Origin of the sequence: Streptomyces sp. SID10853 (genome assembly GCF_010548145.1) — a bacterium.
Lineage (GTDB): Bacteria > Actinomycetota > Actinomycetes > Streptomycetales > Streptomycetaceae > Streptomyces.
This window is the reverse complement of record NZ_JAAGLN010000276.1, coordinates 1-8,721: the sequence shown is the minus strand read 5'-3', so window position 1 is coordinate 8,721 and position 8,721 is coordinate 1. Positions and strand designations below refer to the sequence as shown.

At 72.2% G+C, this 8,721-nt stretch carries 9 protein-coding genes; 4 read left to right on the top strand and 5 right to left on the bottom strand.

From position 1 onward, the window contains the following. A partial coding sequence (locus tag G3I19_RS31855) for a PfkB family carbohydrate kinase (RefSeq protein WP_239074963.1) occupies nucleotides 1–237 on the top strand: 237 nt, incomplete at its 5' end. 97 nt (nucleotides 238–334) lie between these two features. On the opposite strand, the gene G3I19_RS31850 is transcribed toward G3I19_RS31855, so the two are convergent. Both G3I19_RS31850 and cdgB read right to left on the bottom strand, forming a co-directional pair. Further along, the gene (locus G3I19_RS31850) at nucleotides 335–1,336 is read right to left on the bottom strand and encodes a carbohydrate-binding protein (RefSeq protein ID WP_164267191.1); all 1,002 of its coding nucleotides are present in this window, start codon (nucleotides 1,334–1,336) and stop codon (nucleotides 335–337) included. A 98-nt stretch (nucleotides 1,337–1,434) separates the two neighbouring features. After that, nucleotides 1,435–3,120: a diguanylate cyclase CdgB gene (gene cdgB / locus G3I19_RS31845; RefSeq protein WP_164267190.1), complete on the bottom strand. Its 1,686-nt coding sequence runs from the start codon at nucleotides 3,118–3,120 to the stop codon at nucleotides 1,435–1,437. Nucleotides 3,121–3,447: 327 nt separating this feature from the next. Here cdgB and G3I19_RS31840 point away from each other — a divergent pair, with 327 nt between their 5' ends. After that, complete coding sequence (locus G3I19_RS31840; protein ID WP_343235267.1) at nucleotides 3,448–4,002, top strand: flavin reductase family protein; 555 nt, start codon at nucleotides 3,448–3,450, stop codon at nucleotides 4,000–4,002. A gap of 157 nt (nucleotides 4,003–4,159) precedes the next feature. Here G3I19_RS31840 and arfB read toward each other — a convergent pair whose 3' ends face one another. Continuing rightward, nucleotides 4,160–4,588, bottom strand: coding sequence for an alternative ribosome rescue aminoacyl-tRNA hydrolase ArfB (gene arfB, locus G3I19_RS31835; RefSeq protein WP_164267189.1), 429 nt, complete (start codon nucleotides 4,586–4,588; stop codon nucleotides 4,160–4,162). A gap of 189 nt (nucleotides 4,589–4,777) precedes the next feature. Between arfB and G3I19_RS31830 the strand changes: the two genes are divergently transcribed. Together G3I19_RS31830 and G3I19_RS31825 are read left to right on the top strand one after the other, a co-directional pair. After that, nucleotides 4,778–5,353, top strand: a complete 576-nt coding sequence (locus G3I19_RS31830) for a TerD family protein (RefSeq protein ID WP_164267188.1) — start codon at nucleotides 4,778–4,780, stop codon at nucleotides 5,351–5,353. A 120-nt stretch (nucleotides 5,354–5,473) separates the two neighbouring features. Continuing rightward, nucleotides 5,474–6,013: a hypothetical protein gene (locus tag G3I19_RS31825; protein WP_343235266.1), complete on the top strand. Its 540-nt coding sequence runs from the start codon at nucleotides 5,474–5,476 to the stop codon at nucleotides 6,011–6,013. A 70-nt stretch (nucleotides 6,014–6,083) separates the two neighbouring features. On the opposite strand, the gene G3I19_RS31820 is transcribed toward G3I19_RS31825, so the two are convergent. Beyond that, nucleotides 6,084–7,373: a nucleotide sugar dehydrogenase gene (locus G3I19_RS31820; protein WP_164267187.1), complete on the bottom strand. Its 1,290-nt coding sequence runs from the start codon at nucleotides 7,371–7,373 to the stop codon at nucleotides 6,084–6,086. Nucleotides 7,374–7,461: 88 nt separating this feature from the next. Then, a partial coding sequence (locus G3I19_RS31815; protein WP_164267186.1) for a fatty acid--CoA ligase family protein occupies nucleotides 7,462–8,721 on the bottom strand: 1,260 nt, incomplete at its 5' end.

Below are 8,721 nucleotides of genomic sequence, written 5' to 3'. Positions count from 1 at the left end.
TGGCAGGCCCTGCCGCCGGCCCGCTTCCAGGGCAACCCCACGGGCGCGGGCGACTCGGCGGTGGCCGGACTGCTCTCCGGCCTGGTGGAGCGGCTCCCGTGGCCCGACCGGCTGGCCAGGGCGGTGGCGCTCTCGGCGGCCACGGTGCTGGCGCCCGCCGCGGGCGAGTTCGACCGGAACGCGTACGAGGACCTGCTTCCGCAGGTCCTCGTCACCGAGCGGATACCGTCGGCGTAACGCGCGAGGCCGATCGGCCCTCCAGGACAGGCCCTGGTCGCGGGGGCCGGTCAGCACTCCGGTCGCGGGGGCCGGTCAGCACTCAGGTGGCGGGCCCTCAGGAGGACTTGCCGTCGGGGGTCTGCAGGAAGACCTGGTCCAGATTGACGCCACACTGATCACCGTTCTCACAGGAGATCTTGATCGTGTTGGAGCCCTTCTTGAGGTTCACCAGGTTCCAGGTGTTGGTCCACCCCTTCGAGGCGTCACCGTCCGGAGCGCCGGCGTAGTTCTTCATGTTGACCGAACCGGGCTTCGCATCGCCGTTCACCGTGAGCGAGGTCTTGGCGTCCTTGCCCGGCACGCCGTAGTTGATCGACAGCCGGTAGGAGCCGGCGGACGGCGCGTCGACCGTCCAGGTCGCCGAGTCACCCGGCTGGTTGAGGACGACGTACGTGCCGTCGGAGCCCTTGGCCCCCGGTACGTCCTTCGCCGTCGTCGCCGCGCCGCCGAGCTGCAGCGTCGCCGCGTCCTGCTTCGGCAGGTCGGCCTTCGGGGGCGCCGATGCACTGCTGTGGCTGGGCTGGGCCGACTGGGATGTGGTCTGGCCGCCGCCCGCGTTGTCCGACGCGGAGTCCTGGCCCTTCGAGTCACCGCCGCTGGTCGCCAGCGCCACACCGATGCCGATGACGACGACCGCGACCACCGCGACCGCGCCGATCAGCAGGCCCTTGTGGTTCGGGCCGCCGCGGCCGCCGCCGTTGTCCTGCTGGTACGGGGGCTGCTGGACGGGAGGGCCGCCGGGGTACGTCTCGGGCGCCGCGTACTGCGCGGTGGGCCTGCCGTACGCCTGCTGCTGGCCGTACTGCTGGGGCGGCTGCCCGTACGGCTGCTGAGGGGCCTGCGGTGCCTGCTGCCCGTACTGGCGCTCGCCGACGGTCCGCACCTGGTTGTACGACGTCCGGGGCACCCCGGGCTGCCCGCCGGACGTCGGACCCGGGTACCCGTATCCGCCGCCACCGGGCGGGGGAACGGCACCTGCTGCGCGGCCGTCCTCGTACAGATAGCCGAACGGATCGTCGTCCTCGGGCGTGCTCGCGCCGTTGTTGCCGGCCGTCATCCCTTGCACTCCTCACACATCGCTGACCCGGGCGAGCCTACCCCGTACGGATGAACAGTCCGGCCAGTCCGCACTGCGCCTGCCCCCGCCGGGAGGCCCTATCCCGCCCGCCGGTGCAGCTTCGACCTGGAGCGTTTCTCCACGTACATCCGCTGGTCGGCGGAGCGCAACACCTCTTCGACTGTCATGCCGCAGCTGGCCCAGCCGATCCCGAAACTGGCCCCGACGCGGACCGCCCTGCCGTCCACCCTGATGGGCGGAATGATCGCGTTGCGCAGCCGGACGGCCAGGTCGGCCGCGTCCGCCGAACCGAGGCCGTCCGCCAGGACGACGAACTCGTCGCCGCCGAGCCTGGCGACCGTGTCGCCGTCGCGCACCCCGGACGTGAGCCTGCGCGCCACCTCGATGAGGACCGCGTCCCCGGTGTGGTGGCCGAATCTGTCGTTGATCGACTTGAAGCCGTCGAGGTCGCAGAAGAGCACCGCGAGGCCCTTCGTACCGTCGTCGGCCTCAGCGCCGGGCCCGGTCCCGCTCCCGTCGTCGGTCTCGCCCGAGGGGGCGGCCGTGTGCACATGCTCGTAGAGGCCGCCCGCGCCGCCGAAGGCGAACGGGCTGGTCCCGTACGAGCGGTCCGCCCCCGTCGGCCCCTGCTCGTACGCCGCGTCGAGCGCCTCGATGGCCGTCTCGCCCACCGCGTCCGGCCACTCGCAGAGCCGGGAGCTGAGCCGGGCGCGCAGCTCGGCGCTGTTGGGCAGCCCGGTCAGGGAGTCGTGCGACGCCCGGTGCGCGAGCGCCAGCTCGTGGCGCTTGCGCTCCTCGACGTCCTCGACGTGGGTGAGCAGGAACCGGGGGCCGTCGGTGGTGTCGGCCACCACCGAGTTACGGAGCGAGACCCAGACGTACGAGGTGTCGCGGCGCCGCAGCCGCAGCTCGGCGCGGCCGCCCTCGGCCGAGGTCCGCAGCAGGGTGCCGACATCCTCGGGGTGGACCAGATCGGCGAAGGAGTACCGGCGCATCGCGGACGCGGGCCGGCCCAGGAGGCGGCAGAGCGCGTCATTGGTCCGCAGCAGCCGGCCGTGCTGGTCGCCGCCCATCTCCGCGATGGCCATCCCGCTCGGCGCGTACTCGAAAGCCTGCCGGAAGGACTCCTCGCTGGCGCGCAGGGCCTGCTGCTCGCGCTCCAGACGGACCAGGGCGCGCTGCATATTGGCGCGCAGCCGGGCGTTGGTGATCGCGATGGCGGCCTGGAAGGCGTACATCTGGAGCGCTTCCTGGCCCCAGGCGCCGGGGTGCCTGCCATTGCGCGGGCGGTCGACGGATATGACGCCGATCAGCTCGCCGCCCGAGGCGTCGGTCGCGTACATCGGCGCGAAGAGGCGGTCGGAGGGGTGCCACTCGTCCTCGAAGCGCGGCTCGGGGCCCGGGTTGTGCACCTGCGGCACGTCGTCGTGGTCGAGGACCCAGCCCTCGGTGTACGGGATGAACCGGAGGTCGCCCCAGGCCACGCCCATGGAGAGTCTGCGCTCCCAGGACGTACGGGGGCCGACCCGGCCGGACATCAGGGCGGCGGCGGAATCGTCCCCGGCGAGGGCCGCGACCATGAGGTCGCCGTCCGGGCGTACCAGATTGACGCAGGCCAGCTCATAGCCGAGACCGGCCACGATGCCGTCGGCCACGGTCTGCAGGGTGTCCGCCAGACTGCGGGCCTGATTGAGATTGGCGACCGCTTGATGCAACTGCCGCAGGGTCGCAAGACGGACGTACGGCTCCGACTCGCTCTCCATCGTTCGCTCTCCCCGAGACCTCGACAGCAACTCCAGGGTTCTTTGTCGGCGCTCTTGGTGCAGTGTCTCCGCCACTGAATCACAGCGAGCTGTGCGTCAGGTACGCAGGGTCAACAATTTATGCCGGTCGTGACTCAAGTCACAACAGTTCCTGAAGGGTTGAATGAGAAGCAACGGGTGTGGCAGGGCGGGCGGCGGGACCGGTGGCGGGTCCGGTGGCAGGGCCGGCAGCGCTTCCGGCGGCGGTCCTAGGACCGGTCTGGTCCTGTGGCCCGATGCGGGCCCGTGGCGGGCGCGGCTAGCGTTCCCGGTGTGTTCCAGCTCGATGTGTCCCAGACGGTCCCCGCCCCGCGCTCCGCGCCCATCCCCCATCCTGAGGGGGTGAGCAACGACGATTTCCGCGCCGCCATGTCCCGGCTGACCGCAGGCGTGGTGCTGGTGACGGCCCATGACGCGGACGGCGGCCCGCGGGGCGCCGACGTCGGGATGACGGCGACCGCGTTCATGTCCGTGTCACTGGAGCCGCCGCTGGCGATGGTGAGCGTACGGAACGGCTCCCGGATGGACGACCTGCTCGCGGAGCAGCCGTACTGGGCGGCCTCGCTGCTGGCGGACGGCCAGCGGCAGATCGCGGGCCGGTTCTCGATGAAGGGCCGCATCAGCGACGATCTGCTGTTCGCCGACGTCCCGTTCACGCGCGGGGAGATGTCGGGGGCCCCGCTGGTCGGTGGCGCGCTGGCGACGCTGGAGTGTGCGACGGAGCAGCGGGTGGAGGCGGGGGACCACACGCTGGTGATCGGCCGCGTCCTGACGGCGGACCTGCCGGTCACCGAGGGCAGCCCGCTGGCGTACTTCAGGGGGCGGTACCGGCACCTGGGGTGAGGGGCCGGGGGGGCGGCCCCGGCTGCCTGGGCGGAAGAGGCGGGCAAGGGGGCGCGGCCCCGGTAGTCGGGGTGAGAGCCCCGGCAGTCGGAGTGAGAGAGCCGGCGAGGGGGCGGCCCCGGTAGTCGGGGTGAGACAGCCGCGAGGCAGCGGGCGGTCAGTCCCAGCCGCGGCCTGCGCGGCCCCGCTTGGTGTCGCTGCGCTGCTTCTTGTTCCGCAGGCGCCGCTCGTTGATGCCGCGGGGGATCTTCGTGGCCCGCCGCGGCTTGGGCGGCGGCGCCGTGGCCTCCGCGAGCAGCGAGGCGAGCCGGACCGCGGCCATCTCCCTGTTGCGCCACTGCGACCGGTGCTCCGACGCCCGTACGGTGACCACCCCGCCGACGAGCCGCGGGGCCAGCCGCTCCAGGGCGCGCTCCTTCCAGACCGGTGGCAGCGCCTCCGTGTTCGCGAGGTCGAAGCGGAGCTCGACCTGCGTGTCACTGGTGTTGACGTGCTGACCGCCGGGTCCTGACGAGCGCGAGAAGCGCCACATGAGTTCGGCCTCCGGCAGGGAGACCGCACCACGGACGACATAGGGACCGGACATGTCTCCATGGTCGCTGGTCCCGGCCGGTGCGTCATCCGCTTTTCCCGGCAGGCCGGGCCTCACCCGGGTAAAGAAAGCAAAGAGGGCAAAGAGAGTTGGAACCTCTCGGTCCCCTGCCGACGTTATGGCGGGTGACGGTAGCGTCGTGACCACACGAAGCCCGCGCACAGAACGGAAAGGGACATCCCCATGGCTGTAAGCCTGTCCAAGGGCGGCAACGTCTCCCTCACCAAGGAGGCCCCGGGCCTGACCGCCGTCACGGTGGGCCTCGGCTGGGACGTCCGCACCACCACCGGAACCGACTTCGACCTCGACGCCTCCGCCATCGCGGTGAACACCGAGGGCAAGGTCTACTCCGACGGCCACTTCGTCTTCTTCAACAACAAGGCGACGCCCGACCAGACCATCGTGCACACCGGTGACAACGTCACGGGCCAGGGCGAGGGCGACGACGAGCAGATCAAGGTCAACCTGGCCGGTCTGCCCGCCGACGTCGAGAAGATCGTCTTCCCGGTCTCGATCTACGACGCGGAGAACCGCTCGCAGAACTTCGGCCAGGTGCGGAACGCCTTCATCCGCATCATCAACCAGGCCGGCGAGGCCGAGATCGCCCGCTACGACCTGAGCGAGGACGCCGCCACCGAGACCGCCATGGTCTTCGGCGAGCTCTACCGCAACGGCGCGGAGTGGAAGTTCCGCGCGGTCGGCCAGGGCTACGCGTCGGGCCTGGTCGGTATCGCCCAGGACTTCGGCGTCTCGGTCTGACGCCACGGTGACCCGGTGACTCGGTGAGTCCACGGTGACTCGGTGACTCCACGGGCCGGTCCCACAGCGACTGTTGTGGGCCCGGCCCGTTCGGCGGTGCGGCCGTGCTCCAATGACCGGGTGAGTGACATCAACGCGTCCCTGGGGCCGCTGGAGCGGGTCAACGACCGCTGGATCGTGGGGGATTACCTGCGTCCGGGCAGCGTGTGGCTGGAGTTCGGCGCCGACGGGCTGTACCAGCACGCGGGGCGCGAGGGCCGCGCGGGGAAGACCGAGGAGCAGGTGATCCCCTGGTCCAGGGTGATGCTGATCGGCTTCACGCTGGGCGGCAAGCACCCCCCGAAGGGCTCGTACGGGGTGCGGGCGCTCCTCGGCGGGCTGCCGGGCCCATGGCGGGGGCACGGGCGCGGGTATCTGCACCTGACGCTGCGCCACCCGTACGAGAACGGGCTGGTCACCTTCGACCGCCACCCCCGCTGGTACGACCTCACCGACCTGTCGTGGTTCCAGGAGTTGCTCCGCCAGACGGCCGGCGAGGGCGAGGCACACCGCTTCGCCGACGCGGAGTGGCTGGGCCGCGCGGTCGGAGCGCTGGCGGGACAGCGGATCCGGTCGGCCCGCGGGATGCGGGATGCGGTGGCCGCGGCCCGGCAGCTGTGACGCGGCACGCGTGAGCCGGGACCGCGCCGCCCCGGCTCACGCCGCCACCTCAGCACCGGCCGCCCCCGCCTCAGAGCGGGTGGGCTCCGGTGCCGCGCAGGCGGCCCCGGGTGTCCAGCAGCAGCCGGGCGCGCCCGGGGAGCCGGTCGACCGGAATCGTGTCGTGGTCCTGCAGCAGGAGCGTGAGGTCCGCGTCCGCGGCCGCGCCCAGCACCTCCGTAGCGCGCTCCACGGGCTCACCGTCCGGAGCCCAGGCGGCGACGAGCGGATCGTGGTAGACGACATCCGCGCCGGCCTGCCGCAGCAGCCGCAGGACCGCGGCGGCCGGAGTGGCCCGCAGATCCGTGCTGTTGCGCTTGTACGTCACTCCGACCAGCAGCACCCTGGCACGGTGCAGCGGAGTGCCCCGCTCGCCCAACAGCTCGTCGCACCGCCGCACGACATGCGCCGGCACCCCGGCGTTGACGTCCTGGGCCAGTTCGACCAGTCGCAGCGGGGAACCGGCGGCGCGCGCCCAGTGGGTCAGATAGACCGGGTCGACGGGAATGCAGTGGCCGCCCACTCCTGGCCCCGGCCGGAACGACTGGAAGCCGAAGGGCTTGGTGCTCGCGCAGTCGAGGGCGTCCCACACATCGACCCCCAGCGTCCGTGCGGCGACGGCGAGTTCGTTGACCAGGGCGATGTTCACGCTGCGATAGGTGTTCTCCAGCAGTTTCGCCAGTTCCGCCTCGCGCGCGGAGCCCGCTTCCACGACCCGGTCGCACAGCAGCCCGAAGAACGCGGCCGCCGCGGCCGTACAGCCCGCGGTGTGTCCGCCGACGATCCGGGGGGTGTTCCGCACCCCGAACGTCTCGTTTCCCGGGTCGATCCGCTCCGGTGAGAAGGCGAGGGAGAAGTCCTCGCCCGCGGTGAGCCCGGAGGCCCCTTCCACCGCGCGGCGGACCACGTCGTCCGTGGTGCCCGGGAAGGAGGTGGATTCCAGCACGACGAGGGCGCCGGGCTTCAGATGGCCGCCGAGGCCGGTCGCGGCGCGCCGTACGTGGGAGAGGTCCGGCCTGCCGGTGTCGTCCAGGGGTGTGGGGACACAGATGACCGCCACCGACGCCTCGGCCAGCAGGCTCTCGTCGGTGGACGCGTGGAAACCGGCGTCCAGCATGGCGGCCAGGTCCGCGTCGGTGACGTCGGGGACATGTGAGCGGCCCGCGTGCAGGGACGCGGTCACGGACGGGTTCTCGTCGACCCCTATGACACGTATGCCGGCGCGGCACGCCTCCCGGGCCAGCGGGAGGCCGGTGTAGCCGAGTCCGATGACCGCCACGCTGGGCACGTCGCCACTCCCTGATCCGATCGCACGCGTCATGCGGGTAAGCCCTTCAGATGTCCGGTCAGCACGGGAACTTGATGGGTGGTCGTCGACGGATGGGCGGCCGGGGCCGGGCGGGCGGCCGTCACCGGATCGCCTGTGTCTCGCGGGCGGCGAGCCCGGCCAGCGTGGTGCGGCAGATCTTCCCGGTGGGGCCGAGCGGCATCTCGCTGACCCGGAGGAGGAGTTCGGGCAGTTTCCGGCGTTCGAGGCCGCGCTGGGACTCCAGGAATCCGGTGAGCTCCGCCAGGTCCGGCGACGGGCTGCCCGGCGTCTCGCGGATACAGGCGCACAGGCGCTCCCCCAGGTCCGGGTCCGGCACGGCGACGCAGGCCACTTCGGCCACCGCGCCATGGGCGCCGAGTTCGCGTTCCACCTCGGCCGGGCTGATGTTGTAGCCGCCGCGGACGACGATCTGCTTGATACGCCCCAGCACATGGAGCCGGCCGTGTCCGTCGATGAATCCCCGGTCGCCGGTGCGGACCCATCCGGTGGGGGTGCGGTAGCGGGCGTCCAGGGCCGGGTCCGCCACGTAACTCAGCGGTGTCATCGGGCCCCTGGCACAGATCTCCCCCGGCTGTCCGGCCGGCACCGGGTCGCCGTTGCCGTCGGTGATACGGATCCGCGCCACCGCCGGGTCGGGCAGCCCGGTGCCGGCCTCGGGGGTGAGCCCGGTGGCGGCGGTGTGGCAGTTCACGCCGTCGGACGATCCGTAGACGGTGATGACGCGGTCTCCGAACCGGGCTCGGCACACGTCGGCGGTGGCGTCCGGCAGGGCGGCGCCACTGGAGACCAGGGCCCGCAGCCCGCTGAAGTCCTCCTGGTCCAGGGGTGGTTGGTCGGCGATACGGCGCAGCATCGTGGGCACGCCGAAGACATGGGTGGGACGGTGTTCGACGATCATGCGCAGTGCGCCGGCGGCGTCGAAGGTCTCCTGCAGCAGCAGGGTGCCGCCGAGTGCGGCCACGGTGACGGATGTGCCGCAGGAGCCGAAGGACGAGGCCAGCGGTGCGAGGACCAGATTGCGCATCGGGCCGTCGCCGTCGTGCAGCGCGCGCAGATAGGTGGCACGGCCGCCCGCCATCGCGTTGTGGGAGTAGGCGGCCATCTTCGGTTCGGCCTCGGAGCCGGAGGAGACCAGGATGCGGGCGGGCGCCTCGGGGTCGACCGGCCGGGGCCGGAAGACCCGCCGGGCGGGCGCCGTGAGGGACAGCGCGGGCCCGGCGCCCGCACCGAAGGTGAACACGGCTTCCAGGTAAGGGAGATGAGCGTGCGGCACGGCGTCGGAAGGGTCCGCCGCGATGACCGCGCGGGCGCGGGCGCGGCCCGGCAGGCGCACCGGGCC